This window comes from Pseudomonas sp. GR 6-02 (assembly GCF_001655615.1).
Classification (GTDB): Bacteria; Pseudomonadota; Gammaproteobacteria; order Pseudomonadales; family Pseudomonadaceae; genus Aquipseudomonas.
In genome coordinates this window covers 473,143-492,598 of sequence record NZ_CP011567.1, presented here as the reverse complement: position 1 = coordinate 492,598, position 19,456 = coordinate 473,143, and the positions used below count along the sequence as shown (strand labels likewise).

At 59.4% G+C, this 19,456-nt stretch carries 10 protein-coding genes; 2 read left to right on the top strand and 8 right to left on the bottom strand.

The features are described from left to right. Positions 1–106: 106 nt before the first annotated feature. The 7 genes from PGR6_RS02135 to putP all read right to left on the bottom strand — a co-directional run bounded on the left by PGR6_RS02135 (position 107) and on the right by putP (position 11,031). Entirely contained in the window at positions 107–430 is a 324-nt protein-coding gene (locus PGR6_RS02135; protein ID WP_064615975.1) for a hypothetical protein, read from the bottom strand. Positions 431–794: 364 nt separating this feature from the next. Further along, positions 795–1,217: a hypothetical protein gene (locus PGR6_RS02130; protein WP_064615973.1), complete on the bottom strand. Its 423-nt coding sequence runs from the start codon at positions 1,215–1,217 to the stop codon at positions 795–797. A gap of 108 nt (positions 1,218–1,325) precedes the next feature. Then, positions 1,326–1,742 carry a hypothetical protein gene (locus PGR6_RS02125; protein ID WP_064615971.1) on the bottom strand — a complete coding sequence of 139 codons (417 nt, stop codon included), beginning with the start codon at positions 1,740–1,742 and terminating at the stop codon, positions 1,326–1,328. Further along, a complete protein-coding gene (locus PGR6_RS02120) occupies positions 1,742–6,547 on the bottom strand; it encodes an RHS repeat-associated core domain-containing protein (protein ID WP_064615969.1) in 4,806 nt (1,601 codons plus the stop codon). Before PGR6_RS02120 ends, PGR6_RS02125 begins: the two co-directional genes overlap by 1 nt. Beyond that, positions 6,547–7,284, bottom strand: coding sequence for a DUF4123 domain-containing protein (locus tag PGR6_RS02115; RefSeq protein ID WP_064615967.1), 738 nt, complete (start codon positions 7,282–7,284; stop codon positions 6,547–6,549). Before PGR6_RS02115 ends, PGR6_RS02120 begins: the two co-directional genes overlap by 1 nt. After that, the gene (locus tag PGR6_RS02110) at positions 7,274–9,292 is read right to left on the bottom strand and encodes a type VI secretion system Vgr family protein (RefSeq protein ID WP_064615965.1); all 2,019 of its coding nucleotides are present in this window, start codon (positions 9,290–9,292) and stop codon (positions 7,274–7,276) included. Before PGR6_RS02110 ends, PGR6_RS02115 begins: the two co-directional genes overlap by 11 nt. Positions 9,293–9,546: 254 nt before the next feature. Next, complete coding sequence (gene putP / locus PGR6_RS02105; protein WP_018928573.1) at positions 9,547–11,031, bottom strand: sodium/proline symporter PutP; 1,485 nt, start codon at positions 11,029–11,031, stop codon at positions 9,547–9,549. A 461-nt stretch (positions 11,032–11,492) separates the two neighbouring features. On the opposite strand from putP, the gene putA reads away from it, so the two are divergent. Both putA and PGR6_RS02095 read left to right on the top strand, forming a co-directional pair. Continuing rightward, complete coding sequence (gene putA, locus PGR6_RS02100; RefSeq protein ID WP_064615963.1) at positions 11,493–15,446, top strand: trifunctional transcriptional regulator/proline dehydrogenase/L-glutamate gamma-semialdehyde dehydrogenase; 3,954 nt, start codon at positions 11,493–11,495, stop codon at positions 15,444–15,446. Between the two features lie 145 nt (positions 15,447–15,591). Further along, on the top strand, positions 15,592–17,394 hold the full coding sequence (locus PGR6_RS02095; protein ID WP_064615961.1) for an acyl-CoA dehydrogenase: 1,803 nt from the start codon (positions 15,592–15,594) through the stop codon (positions 17,392–17,394). A 72-nt stretch (positions 17,395–17,466) separates the two neighbouring features. Here the strand turns inward: PGR6_RS02095 and PGR6_RS02090 are convergent, their stop codons facing one another. Further along, positions 17,467–19,404, bottom strand: a complete 1,938-nt coding sequence (locus PGR6_RS02090; protein WP_064615959.1) for a methyl-accepting chemotaxis protein — start codon at positions 19,402–19,404, stop codon at positions 17,467–17,469. Positions 19,405–19,456 lie beyond the last annotated feature (52 nt).

Sequence of the window (19,456 nt, the reverse complement as noted above, 5' to 3'; positions counted from 1 at the left end):
GCCAAACCAAACCACTCGGTACAGCTGACAAAACGGGATTGCAGGTTTTGGGGCTGCTACGCAGCCCAACGGGAGCAAGCTCCCTCGCCACAAAAGCCACTCGACGTTATTCCGAAGGCCGCGCCCGCAACCGCCGCCCCACCACATCCAGCACATCACACCCATCACGCAATGAAATGGCACAGAGCAAGGCAAAATCACTAAGAATGAAAGATTCACACTCGACCGAACCGCGCATGGACATGTTTTCCAGCACCTGAGTGACGGCGCGAATTCGGTAGCTGGCAGTGTCGGTCAAAATATCCAGCGGCGCGTGGGTATCGACGAATAGCGTGGGCATGTCGGTGCAGTTGCCGGTTAGGGCCATGAAGCGGCTTTTGGGGTGGGGAATTGGTTTTTCGTAGGGTGGATCGGGTGTAAATGTTTTCATTTGAATTGCTCCAAGGAAGAAATGGAGCTGCCTTAGGCCTTCCTACAGGCTAGGGTGGCAGCTATGCACGGGGTAGGAATATCGAGACCCTTAGAGCAAAACTCGACCACGCCGAAGCGTGCCCGCGCATAGCCGCCGCAACTGATCATACGGACGCACGTTAACGGCCGCAAACCAAGCATCGACGCCAATATAGCTCTAACGGTTTCGAAGGGTTCCTACACCCTGCCACTGAATTTTCAGTGACCACCAGAGACTATCGATGGAGCTCATTTCACACCAGTTCATGGAAACCGCTAGGACTTGAAGGAAACTTCCGACGACCTTGCCCAGAAATTTCGCAGGATGTACGACGTCCATGCAATTAACCAACAGCCGTCCAAGTGGATTGATCTTCGAGACTGGCTTTTTGAAGGTCGTCTTTCCACTCAACAGTTGCCAAGCGAAAAATGTCTTCAAAAAATGCCCTGGTATCTTTCATCTCATCCCACCCATCAGGAAATGATGAATACGCCTCAGGGTCATACTTCAGCAGTGATTGGAAATCATAATTTTTGTCCTGAAGAGCTTCCTCCAGACATTTGTAAAGTAAAAATCTCTGCCTATATGATCGCTTTCTAGGGAGGCAGTATTTGAGAATTAGCTCCTCCCTGTCCGTCGGATCATTAGGTTCGAACCTCTCTAACTCCTCACCAAGAGTCTCTTCACGATCATAAACATCAAAACACCCCAAAAAATATGAAGGTGTCGGTATATATGGCTGCTGAGTATCAGGATCAATAAACATAATCTCCCTCACTTGATCTGGTATAGACCATAAAGGGGACGGATTTATTTATTACTCTTGAGAATGCCGACACCTAGGACTCCAGACTGACAGGCACCACCTTTTCCATCACCAACTGGCCCGATCTTCAAGACTCGCTAAAAGAAGATCTTCCTTCCAGGTCTCCTGAGCCAAAAAATAGACATCTTGAAAAAATCCACGGGGATCTTCCAATGCATACCACTCACCACGCGGCCAACTGCCTGCATCTTCTTCATCTATATCAAACAAACTCCGAAAATCATAAGACGCATCGCTTAGCTTTTCCGCTAGAAAATCCAGCAGCACGAACTTATGTCGATAGGACAGATAACCTAGATTCAAGCTGTATCTTTTGATCAGCTCAGCTCTATCAAAGCGATCATTAGGATTAAACACTTCCAGTTCCGCACCCCGAGTTTCCTCGCGATCATAAACATCAAAGACGCCAATAAACCACATCAAATCTGGTTGAAATTCTTCATTTAAAAATGGATCTCGCAACATTATTTTCTCTCCGAAGGAAAAGCAGTAAAAGGCCGCAGCACATTATCTTTATCGAATTTAACTTCAAACCAATTCAGATCTTCATTTAGTGTTGGGTTACGAGCATCTTTCTTGTTCGGTTTATAACCACGCCCGGCCCCAGGAAGTTCCATCCTTACGATCGGATTTTTATTCTGGTCCTTCCCTGTATGCGGGCTCAAACCTAACGCTTCCCTTGTCATAGCTTTATTCAATGCCCCCAAATGCATACGCCAGTTTCTGAATTGAGAGCTCAAGTTCCCTCTGGCGCCTTTCGGAACCTCACCGGTATGAGGATCGGCCCCATTAACTGCTCGTTGATTGAGCGCTTGGTCAGATATTTCTGAGCTGTGTTTTTTGACTGTGTGCATATCATATTTTGCTTCCATTTCTTCAACACGCCGCTTCGCATTCGCCTCAGCCAGCTCATCAATCCGCGCCCGCCGCTGCTCACCCGTCAGCTTCGGAAGTTGCGGTTCACCCTCATCCACCCTAGCGCCAGTCGTATCATCCGGCGCCCCACACCCAGGCTTATTCGGCGGCGGACAATTCCCGCTCAACCCCAACGGATCAACCCACCCCGTCGGATTCGGCGTGTACTGGTACTGGTTCAGCCCACCCGCCAACTTGATCGGATCCGGTGTCAGATACCGACCAACCTCTGGATCATAGTATCGATGCCGGTTGTAGTGCAGACCGCTCTCGGCGTCGAAGTATTGGCCCTGAAACCGTAACGGTTGTTCAAGTTGCTCGCCCCCGCCGAACGTCTGGTGAGTGACTTTGCCGTAGGCGTTGTACTTCGCCGACCAGACAATCTCGCCGCCAAAATCCGTCAGTTCCTGCGGTGTGCCCAGGTGATCGAGCTGGTAGTAGAACGGGCAGGCCTTTTTCGGGCCTTTGCCGTCGAGCATGGCCAACGGGCGGAAGTTGCCCGGCTCGTAGACGTAGCTGCGGTAGTGCTCTTTGCTGCTTTCAGCGACGACTTGGTCGCCCTGCCAGAAGAACTCGGTAGTTTGGCCGTCGACGGTTTTGGCGATGCGGCGACCGAAGGCATCGTAGCGATAGCTCGCGCAACTTCCATCCGGCAACGTGACGCCGACCAGCCGATGCTGGCAGTCGTAGCGGTATTCGGTGACCAGTTTCTGCCCGGTGCCACGGCGTTCGCGGATCAGGTTGCCGAAGGCGTCGTAGTCGTAATGACGGTCGCCTTGCATCAGCAGGCGATTGCCTTTGACGGTCGTCGGGCCGGGGCGGTCCTGCATCAGCAGGTTGCCGGCGGGGTCGTGGGCGAAGCTTTCCGGTGGGTCGTCGCGGGTGTGGCGGACGCGGGTCAGCCGGTTCAGCGGGTCGTACTGGTAACTGCGCTGGCCGTGGCGGGTGTCGGCGATGTGGTCGAGATTGCCGTTGAGGCTGTAGGCATAGTCGCGGCGGTACAGGCTTTTTTGCTGTTGGCTGACGGCGTGGGCCTTTAGCCGGCCCTGGTCGTCGTAGGCATATTCGCTGAGCAGCAGGCCTTGCTGGCGCTGTACTTCTCGACCCGACTTGTACGTGTGATCTGTAAGCCGTGCGCCGTTGAGGTCGATGTCCGTCAGCGCGCCACCCTTGGCGTGGTGGTAGTCGAGCTTGCTGCCATCCGGCAGGCGCAGGCGGTTAAGTTGGCCGCAGGCGTCGTAGCCATAACGCAGCGTGCCCCAGCCCTGATGCTCGGTGATCAGCCGGTCCTGCTGGTCGTATTCGAATTCCAGCGGATGGTCGTGGCCGTCGTCGACGCTGACCAATCGGCCGAGGCTGTCGTAGCGGTATTCGACCTGGATGCCGTCGGGCAAGGTTTTGACTAACAGCCGCCCTTCCGCATCCCGCTCGTACCCGGTGATCAGCTGCGAGCCGTCATCGCCGAATTCGGTTTTCTCCAGCAAATGGCCGTTGAGGTCGTAAACGTACGCCGTTCGCCGTCCATCGAATCCGGTTTCCTGTCGGATCAATCCGCCGGGCGTGTAGTCCAGCCGATATGTTTCGCCGGATTCATTCTCGATTTCCGTGAGCAACAGCTGCGCGTTGTCGTAGCGATACTTGAGCTGGGTGCCGTCGGCATTGATCCGGCGGCTGACCAGGTGCAGATCGTCGACGTATTCGTAGCGGGTGACGCGGCCCAGTTCGTCGCGTTCGGCGGTGATCTTGCCGTAGGCGTTGTAGCTGAAGGCGCGAGTGGCACCGGTCGGCAACGTCGTCTGGGTCAGTCGGCCAACGGCGTCCCATTGGTACTGAGTGAGCGCACCGTGTTCGTCCTGACGAGTCGTCTGCCGTCCCAGCGCATCGTAGGAAAACGTTCGCTGCCCACCGTCCGGCAGTGTTTCCTCAAGCAACTGGCCCAAGGCATTCCAGACAAACACATGCCGGCTGGTGTCCGGGTAACGGATCGACAGCAACTGACCGTAGTCGTCGTAGTGGTAATGGGTGACCTGACCGTCCGGATCGGTCGCCTCGGTGACATCGCCCTGAGCATTGCGCCGGTATTTCCACACCGCCTTACCGCGATAGCGCGCATGCAGGAAACCGTTGCGATACTCGTAGGACGTCGGTTCGTCTTGCGGTGGAATCAGCGCCACCAACCGTCCGACGTCGTCATAACGGTATTCGGTGACGGCCCCCAACGGATCCTGCTCGGCCACCATTCGGCCCTGCTCGTCGTAGGCCTTGAGCTGTTCGCCGCCATCCAGCCCAACCCGGCGCACCAGCCGCGCCCGGTCGTCGTGGACGTAAACCTCTTCGCTGCCATCGATGTTCCGGACGGTGACGCGGCCCTGGTCATCCCAGACATAGCGCGTGTCCATCTGCGCAAACGACGCCCAATGCCGTACGCAGCGCGCCGTCTTGCCGGACCGTTCCCACTCCCAGAAGAAACTCGCGCCGCCGGCCAGTTGCCGCTGCAGGATCACATGTTGATCGTCGTAGTCGTAACGCTCGCTTTCGCCGGCGGCGTTGCTCGCTTCGATCAGTTGATCGCGTTCGTCGTAGTGGTAACTGACCAAGGTTTGTTCGGTGTGCCAGGCCTCGGCGAGGATCTGGGCCTGGCGAAAACTTTGGTAGTCGACAGCGATCAGGTGGGCACGGTCGTAGCGCAACAGCAAGGCACGACCGGCGCCGTTGTCGACGCGCTGGATGCGCTCCTGACGATCGCGGGTGATGCGCAAGCGGTTGTCGTAGGCGTCGCTGATCGCCGTCAGCCGACCATTGTGAAAGTGGTAGAACCGCGTGTCGCCACCGGCCTGGGCGAGGATCAGTTCTTCGGGGTCATTGCCCAGGTAAATTGCCGCGCGCGACAGGCTGTTGTGGATCGCCGGGCGTTCGCTGCTCGGCAATGGAAACGTGGTGCGGCGGTTTTCGTGGTCGATCCAGATGACCTGGTCGCCGTCGATTTCCAGCCGATGGGCGAGCGAATGGCTCCAGCCAAAGCCGAGGCCGCAGTCGATCTCGGCGGCGCTGGTGCGATAGAGTCGGGTGAAGTCGAACGGCAGGATGCCGTCCAGCGCACCGTCGGTGAGGGTCAGCAGTTCTTCGCCGGTGACCATCGACACCGGGCATTGGTTGGTCGCGGTTTTGTCGACTGAGTCGGCGCTGTCGCCGTTGGGGTTTTTCGCCTGATCCGGGGAGTCGTCGTGGTGTTCGTTTTGCTTGAGCGTGGTGTTGCGTTTGGCATCCCAGCGCAGTTGCATCCGGCCTTTTTTCAGGCCCGCCGCAACACCGCGCGCGGCGACCTTTTTGTAGCGATCAACGTACTCCATGAAGTTGTTGATGATCGCAACCATCGACTTCACGAAGCCCATGGCGGCCTGAAAAATCTGTGCGCTGTACTTGGCCAGGCGCACGGTCAGCCAGGCAATGCCAACCCCGACCACACTCAGTACCAAACCAATCAACAGGTCGATGACCAACCCAACCACGACCTTGGAAATCGCTTCAGCCGAAGACCCGGCCAGTTGCGAAGGTGGCAATGCTTCCAGCCACAAGGTCGCAGTGCGCATCAGCAAGCACAGCGCCGCCTCGTCGCTGGCCAGCAACATGGCCTTTTCCATCTTGTCTGGAGCGGTTACGGCCAGATCGGCAAGTCTGCCGGCGCTTTCACCCAGCTTCTCGGCATAGGCGTTGGGGTCTTTCAGGATGTCGGCGAGTTCACCCATGCCATCCCAAACCGCCTGAATCGCCGCCCAACCTCCCGCGAGCACTCCGTTGCCCACCGCCGCCAACGAAGCGGATGCCGATTGCTGCGACCACTGTGGCTTGAACCCTTCCCATTCCTTGCGCAGCCAGCTTTCCAGCTCCTGGGTCAGGCCGTCGTAGGAGGAGAAAAGGTCATCGATTTGAGTCGGGGTAACTTCACTGTGGACATGAACGCGGTAGAACTTGCCGGGCGTGCCTTTGAACTGCCCCTGACCGTTTTCATCGAGTGTTACAGGTGTACTTTCGCCGCCATCATTGGCAATCACATCGACCTGAATGCTCCCCAACGGAATGTCGTAGACCGATTCGAACTTGCTCTCGATCTGCAGAATTCCACTAGCCGGACACTGCGCAAGACCCGAGATAAAATCATCGTCGCCACTGCTCACCGCAGTCGTGGTATTGCCGAGTTTTATCACCCGCTCCATGTCCAACAGCGAAGGCATGTCCATCGCCCGGCTGACCTTGTCCGCATTCCGGCTCAAGAAGTTGCCAAGCTGTTGGCGATACAAAACCAGTGTGTCTTTGAAACCGTCGAGCTCCTGCTCGATCCGTACGATCTGATCCATCAGTCCAGCTCCGTCATCAGGTAATCCACCAACGCTGATTTCGGCGCTTGAGGCAGGTCTGGCATCTCAAGAAAGCTCACGACTTTGTGCCGCAACACGCTTTCGGAGAACGCCTCATAAAGATCAGGGCGGTCCTCGCTCAACCACTTCAGCAGGTTGTTGATATGCGTTGTCGCGGACTCGGTGGCGAGGTGGTTGAGCAGCGATTCAGATACTTCCCACCAGGGGAAATCCCTGGCGGTTTTCAGCGCACTACCACCGATATCCAGTGGCTGACCATTGATCAGGCAACGCCCGATCACCGGCATCAGTTGCGCAGCGTTAACCTCGGCAGACTGCAGAATCGGCAGCAAATAGCGTCCATCCCAATAGCGGAAAAACACCGCGTTGCCGTTGGGCATCAGAACGTGTGTGAGGCTGCGCAAATGCTCGACCAACGCCTCTTGAGTGGCGCAAGACACCGCCAGCCAACCCCAATCGCGGGACTCAGTGGCGGCTACCCAGTCCAGAAACTCACTGTCAGCGGTGACGATTCCGACATAGGGCATCACCGCTTCCCACTCGGCGTAGGCAGTGCCGGCCCAGATCGGGCTCGGCGCTTGTGCAGTGATCGAGCGTTGCCAGGTTTTGAACGGTTCGGCGGCACTGGCGCTGCTGAAAATCGCGAACAGTTGCTCCGACGGTTGCAGTGGCTGGCGCTCCAGCCAGGCGCGAGGCGACAAAACATCAGGCAGCACAGACACCGCCCTTGCAGCGCTCACACTCTTCGCAGAACGGCGCGTCGCTTTGCAGGCTGAGAATCTGCGCGGCACTGAGCAGCGCCGCAGGGGCTGCTGCAAGTTTCAACGGCATATCCGGCAAGCTCGGCGCGGAAGCCATGGCCGCCATCGGTGCCCCACCGACCTGAATCGGCACGCTGCTGAAAATCCCGCCGGGGCCGATGTTGATCCACTGCCCGCCCGCCTGAATGGTCGCGCTGGCGCCGCCGTCGATGACCACTTGTTGGCCGGCGCTGACGTGGAATTGCTGACTGGCATTGAGGGCTTGATTGCTCACGCGAATGTGCCGATCGCCGACCACCACCAGGTGATCGTCCAACCGTACTTCGGTCTGTCGCTGGCCATGGGTGATGCGCTTTTCGTCGGCCTTCAACTCATGGCGGGCGGTGCCGGTGACGACGATGCTGCGCTGGTTATCAACCTGCACCTGTTGATCGTTAAGGACGTGCTGAGTCCAGTTGCGCTGGGCGCGCAGGTAGATTTCCTCGGCCCCTTTGCGATCCTCGATGCGCAATTCGTTGTAACCGCCGCCACCGGGACTGCTTTGGCTGCGGAAAATACTGCGGGTCTTGTCCGCCGGCAGATCGAGGGGCACAGGCGTCGCGGCGTTGGGCAGGCAGCCCATCACCAGTGGCTTGTCGGCATCGGCATCGATAAACCCCACCAGCACTTCCATGCCGACGCGCGGAATCATCACGCTGCCGTAACGGTCATGAGCCCAGCCAGTGGCGACGCGTAGCCAACAACTGGAGTGTTCGTTGAGCTGACCGTCACGGTCCCAGGCGAGCTGAACCTTGACCCGACCGTACTCGTCGCAATGGATTTCGCTGTCCGTCGGGCCGGTGACTACGCCGGGTTGATAGCCGAGCATCCGTGGCTTTTCCGGGCCCAGCGGTGGGCGAAAAGAAACGTCCCACGGCGTCGCCAGAAACGTATTGCGATAGCCCTGGAAATCATCCGGGCTGTCGCTGGTGGCTGACTCCTCCAGTACCTGCGGTTGACGGCCGCGGTGTTCTATTTCGGTGATCAACCACAGGTCATTCCACGCCTGACGCGGGTGTTCGGCCAGGTATAGGAAATGCCCGCTGACCAATGCGGATTCATCGCCGCGACCTTCGGCCTGACGGTAATCCGCGCTGTGCCGCTCCAGCGCTCGCTGAGTCAGGTGTTTGCCGTGTTCACGGTCGGTGAATTGACCGGGAAAGTGGTAGTCCTCCAGCGCCGGCCGCTGTTCGCTGTCGAGGCGGCTTTCGAGTTGCAAACGCGGTTTCTGGAAGTCGTAGTCGCGACGGGTGACTGCGGTGGTCCGGGTTTCCAGCCGTACATTGAAACGCTTGATCGCCGGCGCATCCGCAGCCATCCCGCTGCCCGGCAGGTACAGCGTCGGCTCGGGCAGACGGGGGAAAACCGTCTGGTCATCGCCGAACACCAACAGGTGCCCGTCGGGGCTGTGCTGGAAGTGATAGTGAATGCCGACCTCGGCACACAGGCGCTGGATGAACGCCAGATCGCTTTCGGCGTATTGCACGCAGTACTCGCGATCGGGGTAGTCGCTGCCGAGCCGGAACTCGAAGGCGTCGCGCTGGATGCCGTGGTCCTTGAGGATTTGCGTGACGATCGTCGGCACACTTTTGTGCTGGAAGATCCGCTGATTGATACGCCGGTCGAGATACGCCAGACGCGGTACGAGACTGATCTGGTAACCCGTCAGACGGTGCCCGGAATCGCTTTGGCCGACGCGAAAGATCTGACCATGAATACCGGAACCTTGCGCATCGAAACTCAGAAACGCCTGACGATGCAGCAGGCTTTCGAGCTCTATGTCGGGTCGCTCGCTGACCAGTTCCAGGTCAAAACGGTAGGGTTGGCTGATGGCTTCCTTGCCCGTGAACTCAAGCACCTTGAGCTCATTCTGGACGCCGTCGAGGGTCAACGTGAAACGCGGTTGATTGGCAGGCGCGAACATCCGATGTGTCTCTGCAGAATGAAGGCGGGCGATTCTGCATGAGCGACAAGGGGTGTTGATGGAGGGACAAGGAAATCAGATTTACCCTGCTTTTTTAGGGATTTTTCCTTCAAAAAACTGGATAAAGCACTACAGACATTCCTGTCAGAAGCACCTCCAAACAAATGTGGGAGCGCAAAAAAAACGGCCCGCCTCCAAAAGGAAGCGGGCCGTTTTCATGTTCGGCGAAAGGTCAGAGCATCAGCTCATCCCCCTCACTGGTTCAGGCGGAAATCCTTTTCGGCTGCAGCGAAGCGCGAAAGCATGCCGCTGGTCGGTGCGCCCATTTTGCTGACGATGTAGATCGCCAGGCTGGCGAAGATGAAACCAGGGATGATTTCGTACAGGCCCAGCAGTTCGAAGTGTTTCCAGACGATCACAGTGGTCGCGCCGACCAGGATGCCGGCCAGTGCGCCGTTGCGGGTCATGTTTTTCCAGATCACGGAGATCAGGACAACTGGACCGAACGCAGCACCGAAACCTGCCCAGGCGTAGCTGACCAGGCCCAGTACACGGTTTTGCGGGTTAGCCGCCAGAGCGATAGCGATCAGCGCAACCAGCAGCACCATGGCACGGCCGACCCAGACCAGCTCAACCTGGGAAGCACTTTTACGCAGGAAGGTTTTGTAGAAATCTTCGGTCAGGGCGCTCGAGCACACCAGCAGTTGGCAGCTCAGGGTACTCATCACCGCCGCCAGAATGGCCGACAGCAACACACCGGCAACCCATGGATTGAACAGGATTTTTGCCAGTTCGATGAACACACGCTCGTGGTTTTCGCTCACCGGCAAGGCCAGGGCTGGGTTTGCCGAGAAGTAAGCGATGCCGAAGAAACCTACCGCGACGGTGCCGCCCAGGCACAGGATCATCCAGGTCATGGAGATGCGACGAGCGTTGGCGATCGACTTGACCGAATCCGCCGCCATGAAACGCGCCAGGATGTGCGGCTGGCCGAAGTAGCCAAGACCCCAGCCCATCAGCGAAATCACGCCGATGAAGGTGGTGTTTTTCAGCATGTCGAAGTTGCTTGGATCTTGCGCTTCAATGGCCAGGAACGTGGTGTCGATGCCGCCAGTGGCCAACAGCACGATGATCGGCGTCAGCAACAGGGCGAAGATCATCAACGTGGCTTGTACGGTGTCGGTCCAGCTCACTGCCAGGAAACCACCAACGAAGGTGTAGGCAATCGTCGCCGCAGCACCAGCCCACAGCGCGGTCTCGTAGGACATGCCGAAGGTGCTTTCGAACAGACGGGCACCGGCCACGATGCCGGAAGCGCAGTAGATGGTGAAGAACACCAGGATCACGACCGCGGAGATGATCCGCAGCAGGCCGCTTTTGTCTTCGAAACGGCTGGAGAAGTAGTCCGGCAGGGTCAGCGCATCGCCATTGTGCTCGGTCTGCACACGCAGACGGCCGGCGACGAACAGCCAGTTCAGGTAAGCACCGACGATCAGGCCGATGGCGATCCAGCTTTCGGAAAGACCGGACATGTAGATAGCGCCCGGCAGGCCCATCAACAACCAGCCGCTCATGTCGGAAGCACCGGCAGAGAGTGCGGTCACGACGCTGCCCAGGCTACGGCCGCCCAGAATGTAGTCAGAAAGGTTGTTGGTGGAGCGATAGGCCATGAAGCCGATCAGCACCATTGCTGCGATGTAGATCACGAACGTGATCAGGGTTGGATTGCTTACGCTCATTGAGTTACGCCCTGGCATTGTTTTTATGTAGCGGCGGCTGGTGAACCGCTCGCAAACGATGACGTTTGACAGACGATTCGGGGCCCGCGCATTTATGACTGATGTTTCCCCAGGAAAGCCATCAGCCGGTGCACCGATCTTTTTGACCCGGTTGCACCTTGGCCGCGAATGCTATTCAACAATGCAAATAAGGTGCAACCAGTTTCGTTCGAATAAGTTGCACCTAATCGGATTTACCTGAAAACAGTCGGTTTTTGCTCCTTTTTAGGGCGTTTTCCGGATTGCGCTAGAAGTAAAAGCACCAAGCAGGAGCGGTCCGGGTGTACCAGAATTTATTTCCTGACGAGCTGCTTATTATTCCGGCAAAAAAAGGGTTGCACCCGGTTGCACCTCAACCAGCGCACAGCTAATCTTGCCGTCAGCTGATGCCACGCGGTCGTGGCAAACATGAGGATAAAAATATGGCTACCACCACCCTTGGGGTCAAACTTGACGACCCGACCCGCGAACGCCTCAAGGCCGCCGCGACCTCGATTGATCGCACGCCGCACTGGCTGATCAAGCAGGCAATTTTCAATTACCTGGAAAAACTCGAGGGTGGTGCAACCCTGTCCGAGCTGAATGGTTTGAACGGCAAGGAAGTTGACGAGGCCGGCGAGGTCCACGTCGATCACGCACACCAGTGCTTCCTGGAATTCGCCGAAAGCATCCTGCCGCAATCGGTACTGCGCGCTTCGATCACCGCCGCCTACCGTCGCCCGGAACCCGAAGTGGTGCCGATGCTGATCGAGCAGGCGCGCCTGCCGGCACCGATGGCCGAGGCCACCAACAAGCTCGCCGCCTCGATTGCCGAGAAACTGCGCAATCAGAAGAGCGCCGGCGGCCGTGCCGGGATTGTTCAGGGCCTGTTGCAGGAATTTTCCCTGTCGTCCCAGGAAGGCGTGGCGCTGATGTGCCTGGCCGAAGCGCTGCTGCGCATCCCGGACAAAGGCACCCGCGACGCACTGATCCGCGACAAGATCAGCACCGGCAACTGGCAGCCACACCTGGGCAACAGCCCGTCGCTGTTCGTCAACGCCGCCACTTGGGGCCTGTTGCTGACCGGCAAACTGGTCGCCACCCACAATGAAGCCGGACTGACCTCCTCCCTGAGCCGCATCATCGGCAAGAGCGGCGAGCCGATGATCCGCAAGGGCGTCGACATGGCCATGCGCCTGATGGGCGAGCAGTTCGTCACCGGCGAAACCATCGCCGAAGCCCTGGCCAACGCCAGCAAGTTCGAAGCCAAAGGCTTCCGCTATTCCTACGACATGCTGGGTGAAGCCGCCCTCACCGAACATGACGCCCAGAAGTACCTGGCCTCGTACGAACAAGCCATCCATGCGATCGGCAAAGCCTCCCACGGTCGTGGGATTTACGAAGGCCCGGGCATTTCGATCAAGCTGTCCGCCTTGCACCCGCGCTACAGCCGCGCCCAGTACGAGCGCGTGATGGACGAGCTGTACCCGCGCCTGCTGTCGCTGACCCTGCTGGCCAAGCAATACGATATCGGCCTGAACATCGACGCCGAAGAAGCCGACCGCCTCGAGTTGTCGCTGGATCTGCTGGAGCGCCTGTGCTTCGAGCCGCAACTGACCGGCTGGAACGGTATCGGCTTCGTGATCCAGGCTTACCAGAAGCGCTGCCCTTATGTGATCGACTATGTGATCGACCTGGCTCGCCGCAGCCGTCATCGCCTGATGATCCGCCTGGTGAAAGGCGCGTACTGGGACAGCGAAATCAAACGCGCCCAGGTCGAAGGCCTGGAAGGCTATCCGGTGTACACCCGCAAGGTGTACACCGACGTGTCCTACATCGCCTGCGCGCGCAAACTGCTGTCGGTGCCGGAAGTCATCTACCCGCAGTTCGCCACGCACAACGCCCACACGCTGTCGGCCATTTACCACATCGCTGGCCAGAACTATTACCCCGGCCAGTACGAGTTCCAGTGCCTGCATGGCATGGGTGAACCGCTTTACGAACAGGTTGTAGGCAAAGTCTCCGAAGGCAAGCTGAACCGTCCGTGCCGCGTGTACGCTCCGGTCGGCACCCACGAAACCCTGCTGGCGTATCTGGTGCGTCGTCTGCTGGAAAACGGCGCGAACACCTCGTTCGTTAACCGCATTGCCGACCAGTCGATTTCGATTCAGGAACTGGTGGCCGATCCGGTGGCCAGCATCGAGCAGATGGCGACGCTGGAAGGCGGTTTCGGCCTGCCGCACCCGCGCATCCCGCTGCCACGTGACCTGTACGGTGCCGAGCGCGCCAACTCCAGTGGCATCGACATGGCCAACGAACACCGTTTGGCATCCCTGTCGTGCGCCCTGCTGGCCACCGCGCACAACAACTGGAAAGCCGCGCCGATGCTCGGTTGCGCCTCCAGCACTGAAAGCCCTGCGCCAGTCCTGAACCCTTCCGATCTGCGTGACGTGGTGGGCCATGTGCAGGAAGCCACCGTCGAAGACGTCGACAACGCGATCCAATGCGCCTTGAATGCTGCGCCGATCTGGCAGGCCACGCCGCCGGCCGAACGCGCCGCGATTCTGGAACGTGCCGCCGATTTGATGGAAGGCGAGATCCAGCCGCTGATGGGCCTGTTGGCTCGCGAAGCCGGCAAGACATTCGCCAACGCCATCGCCGAAGTGCGTGAAGCGGTGGACTTCCTGCGTTATTACGCGGTGCAGGCGCGCAACGATTTCACCAACGACGCCCACCGCCCGTTGGGCCCAGTGGTGTGCATCAGCCCGTGGAACTTCCCGCTGGCAATCTTCAGCGGCCAAGTCGCTGCCGCACTGGCCGCTGGCAATCCGGTACTGGCCAAGCCTGCCGAACAAACCCCGCTGGTCGCCGCTCAAGCCGTGCGTCTGCTGCTCGAAGCCGGGATTCCGGAAGGCGTGCTGCAACTGCTGCCGGGCCGTGGCGAAACCGTCGGCGCCCGTCTGGTCGGCGACGATCGGGTCAAAGGCGTGATGTTCACCGGCTCCACCGAAGTCGCGCGCCTGCTGCAACGCAACATCGCCGGTCGCCTGGATGCTCAGGGCCGTCCGATCCCGCTGATCGCCGAAACCGGCGGCCAGAACGCGATGATCGTCGACTCCTCGGCACTGACCGAACAAGTCGTTATCGACGTGGTGTCGTCAGCCTTCGACAGCGCCGGTCAACGCTGCTCGGCGCTGCGGGTGCTGTGCTTGCAGGAAGATTCCGCTGATCGTGTCATCGAAATGCTCAAGGGCGCCATGGCGGAATGCCGTCTCGGTAACCCGGAGCGCCTGTCCGTGGACATTGGCCCGGTGATCGACGCCGAAGCCAAGGCCGGCATCGAGAAACACATCCAGGCCATGCGCGACAAAGGTCGCAACGTGTACCAGGTGGCGATCGCCAACAGCGAAGAAGTCAAACGCGGCACCTTCGTGATGCCGACCCTGATCGAGCTGGAAAGCTTCGACGAGCTGCAACGGGAGATCTTTGGCCCGGTGCTGCACGTGGTGCGCTACAAGCGCAAAGACATCGACCAACTGATCGGCCAGATCAACGCATCCGGCTACGGCCTGACCCTCGGCGTGCACACTCGCATCGACGAAACCATCGCCAAGGTGATCGACAACGTCAACGCCGGTAACGTCTACGTCAACCGCAACATCGTCGGTGCCGTGGTCGGCGTGCAGCCATTCGGTGGCGAAGGCCTGTCGGGTACCGGTCCGAAGGCCGGCGGTCCGCTGTACCTGTACCGTCTGCTGTCGACGCGTCCTACCGATGCGATCGAACAATCCTTCGCTCGCGGCGACGCTATCGTAGCGCCGGACGTGCGTCTGCGTGACGCCATGAGCAAACCGCTGACCGCGCTGCAAGCCTGGGCCGACAGCAACAAGCTCACGGACCTGAGCGCCCTGTGCGTGCAGTTCGCGGCGCAATCGCAAAGCGGGATCACCCGCGTGCTGGCCGGCCCGACCGGCGAGCGCAACAGCTACGCCATCCTCCCGCGCGAACACGTGCTGTGCCTGGCGGACGTCGAAGGCGATCTGCTGACTCAACTGGCGGCGGTATTGGCCGTCGGCGGCTCGGCGGTGTGGCCGGACGCGGAACCGGGCAAGGCCTTGTTCGCACGTCTGCCGAAAGAAGTGCAGGCACGGATCAAGCGGGTGGCCGACTGGACCAAGGACGAAGTGGTGGTTGATGCCGTTCTGCATCATGGCCATTCCGATCAGCTGCGCGCGGTGTGCCAGCAAGTGGCCAAGCGGGCGGGGGCGATTGTCGGGGTTCATGGTTTGTCCCAGGGTGAAACCAACATTGCGCTGGAGCGCCTGGTGATCGAACGGGCGTTGAGCGTAAACACCGCCGCGGCGGGTGGTAATGCCAGCTTGATGACTATCGGTTAAACCGTAATAAAGCCGGGCGCCTGCAACGGGCGCCCGGTTTTTTTGAAGCAGGATCTTTTGCTTCTCCATCACCAAGATCAATCATCCTGTTCAGCCTCTATTCCCACGCCTAGACTCGGTCCATCCCAATTAAAGGTAGGCCGCCATGTCCGAGACGTTGCTCAGTTCCCGCAATCTGGCTTTCGAGCTGTATGAAGTCCTTGATGCCGAGGGCCTGACCCAACGTGAGCGTTTCGCCGAGCACAATCGCGAGACCTTCGATGCCGCCATCGGCACTGCCCGCAATATCGCCGAGAAGTTCTTCGCCCCGCACAACCGCAAGGGCGATGAGAACGAGCCGCGCTATGAGGACGGTCAGGCGATTCTGATTCCGGAAGTGAAACCGGCGGTGGATGCCTTCCTCGAAGCCGGTTTCCTCAACGCCGCGCGCAGTTTCGATGCCGGCGGCATGCAACTTCCTACGCTGCTGTCCCAGGCTTGCTTCGCGCACTTTCAATCGGCCAACGCGGCATCGACCTCCTACCCGTTCCTGACCATGGGCGCGGCCAACCTGATTGAAAGCTTCGGCACCGATGAGCAGAAGCAGCGTTTTTTGCAACCGATGATCGACGGTCGCTTCTTCGGCACCATGGCGCTGACCGAGCCCCACGCCGGCTCGTCACTGTCGGATATTCGTACCCGCGCCGAGCCGGCGTCCGACGGCACCTATCGACTCAAGGGCAACAAGATCTTCATCTCCGGCGGTGATCACCCGCTGTCGGAAAACATCGTGCACATGGTGTTGGCCAAGTTGCCGGACGCGCCGGCCGGGGTGAAGGGGATCTCGCTGTTTATCGTGCCCAAGTTTTTGGTCAACGATGACGGCAGTCTCGGCAAGCGCAACGATGTGCTGCTGGCCGGGCTGTTTCACAAGATGGGCTGGCGCGGCACCACCTCCACCGCATTGAACTTCGGCGATAACGGCGAGTGTGTCGGTTATCTGGTGGGCAAGCCACACCATGGCTTGAGCTACATGTTCCAGATGATGAACGAGGCGCGGATCGGCGTCGGCATGGGCGCGGTGATGCTGGGTTACGCCGGGTATCTGTATTCCCTGGAATACGCCCGCGAGCGTCCGCAAGGTCGGGTGCCGGACAGCAAGGATCCGACCACCGCACCGGTGGCAATCATTCAACACGCCGACGTCAAACGCATGTTGCTGACCCAGAAAGCCTACGTCGAAGGCGCGTTCGACCTCGGGTTGTACGCTGCGCGGCTGTTCGACGACACCACGACGCTTGAAGGCGAAGCCGAGCGCAAACAGGCCCACGAGCTATTGGATCTGCTGACGCCGATCGTCAAATCCTGGCCGTCGGAGTTTTGCCTGAAGGCCAACGAACTGGCGATCCAGATTCTCGGCGGTCACGGCTACACCCGCGAGTATCCGGTGGAGCAGTATTACCGCGACAACCGCCTGAACCCGATCCATGAAGGCACCCACGGCATTCAGTCCCTGGACTTGCTGGGGCGCAAACTGGCGCAGAACGGTGGCGCGGGGCTCAAGCAACTGATCCGCCTGATCGCCGACACCGCTGAGCGGGCGCAGGCGCATGAGTCGCTGACTCCATTGCGTGAACCGCTGGAAAAACTGGTGGCTCGCCTGCAAACCGTGACCATCGGCCTGCTGACTGATCTGGCCCAGGGCAAGGTCAACAGCAGCCTGGCGAACTCGGCGCTGTACCTGAAAGTGTTCGGTCATACGGTGATCGGCTGGCGCTGGCTGGAACAGGCGATTCGTGCCGAGGAAGGGTTGGCCAAGGGTAATGCGGTGGATGTGAGCTTCTATAAAGGCAAGCTACAGGCGGCGCGGTATTTCCTGACGTGGGAAGTGCCGGGTTGCCACCATGAACTGGCGATTCTTGAGGCGCGGGATGATGTGTGTCTGAGCATGCAGGATGAGTGGTTCTGACCCGCTGACACCGATCGTTCCCACGCTCTGCGTCCCGGGCTGCATTCCCACGCAGAGCGTGGGAATGATCAGTTAGCTCAACTTGAACCCACCCATCTGCCGCGCCAAATCATCGGCCAGGCGCTGCAACGTCTGACAGTCTTCACGACAAGCCCTGACCTCCCCCGCCGTGGCCCGTGCCAAATCGGAAATCCCCTGCACGTTGCGGTTGATCTCTTCCGTCACCGCCGATTGCTCTTCAGTCGCTGTGGCCACCTGATGGTTCATGTCGCTGATGTGCTCGACCTGCCCGGTAATCGCCGTCAACGACGCCCCGGTGCGCTGGCTTGACTCAACCCCCGTGCCGGTCGCCGCTTGCCCGGCGTGCATAGAAGACACTGCATGCTCCGCACCCTGCTTGAGGCTGCCGATCATCTGCTGGATCTCGTCGGTGGACGACTGAGTCCGCCGCGCCAGGGTCCGCACTTCATCGGCCACCACCGCAAAGCCGCGCCCCATGTCCCCGGCCCGCGCCGCTTCGATGGCGGCGTTGAGCGCCAGCAAATTGGTCTGCTCGGAAATCCCGCGAATCACCGCCAGCACTTGATCGATCGACGCCACCTGCAGGGCCAACTCACCCACCGCTGCGGCGGCGACGCCAATTTCGTCAGACATACTTTCGATGTGCCGGATCGACCCGCCCACCACTTCCCGCGCCTGCAGCGCTTCATCCCGCGCGGTTTGCGAAGCGACCGCCGCGTTGCCAGCGTTCTGGGCGATTTCCTGCACGGTCAGCCCCATCTCATGAACGGCGGTGGCAACCATGTCGGTCATTTCCTGCTGACGTCCGGAACGCTCAGCGGTGTTGTCCACCACCCGCGCCACCTGGCCGACTGCCGTGCGCAAATGTTCACTGGTGGTCAGCACTTCGCCGATCATCTCGCGCTGACTTTCCAGGAACCGATTGAAGCCACGAGCCAGGTCACCCAGCTCATCGGCGCGACTGGAATCTAACCGGTGGGTCAAATCTCCACCACCGCTACCGATGGCCACCAACGCCGCTGTTACCTGACGAATCGGTCGCACCAATCCACGAGCCAGCAACACCACCAATAAAAGACAAACCAACGCCACCGCCAGGCCAATGCCGCCGCTCATCCACATCGCCCGGCGAGCTTCGGCGTAGATCTGCGACTGCGGCACTTCGGCCACCAGGGTCCAGCCCAAATCGCGCAGCGGCAGGCTCAACGCCAGAAACTCTTCACCATCGCGGGCAAAACTGCTGCTGCCAGACGCGGTGGAGGTCATCACCGCTTGCGCCGCCGAGGCGCCGATCTGTTCGACCAGCGTACGTTTGCCGCTGAACTGCGCCTCGGGATGAACCTGGATCAAACCGTCGGAGCGCACGAGATAGACCTTGCCGCGCTCCCCAAAGTTGAAGTTGTGGATCAGCTCCGAAAGCTCTTTCATGTTCAGCCCCAGCCCGGCCACGCCCACGACTTTGCCGGCCTGCTCGACCTTGAGGTCGATGAACAGCGCCAACTCGCCGGTGGCAGTGTCATTGTCGATATTGAGGGTGCGCGGTTGATTACTGTCGAGGAACGAATAGAACCAGGCGTCATTGGGATTGGAGCGGCTGAGCGTACGGTCCAGACCCTTTTCGGTGAAGTAATGGTTTGAAGCGGTGCCGATGATCAACGCGGTAAAGGCTTTGTGCTCGGTCCGGATGCCTTCCAGGTAACTGACGAAGGCCGCGGTCTGGGCAGTGTTTTCGCCTCCGGCCAACCAGTCGCGCACCATGCTGTTACTGGCGATGTCCTTGGCGGCGGTGAGGGGTTGAACGAGGATGCGCTCGATGTCGTTGCGCATCGCTTCGATGCTCGACGGTAACGCCTGCTCGACCAGATAGCGCTGGGCGAGGCGGTTGACCACGAGGGTATAAATGCCAACCACGATCAGAATACTGATCAGCAGGGCGGTGCCCATGCTCAGGATCAACTGCCATTGAATACTGCGTCGCCAGAACTGCATGGAGCACCCCCAAAGAATAAGAGGCTGAAACACTGCAACAGCCATGCCGATT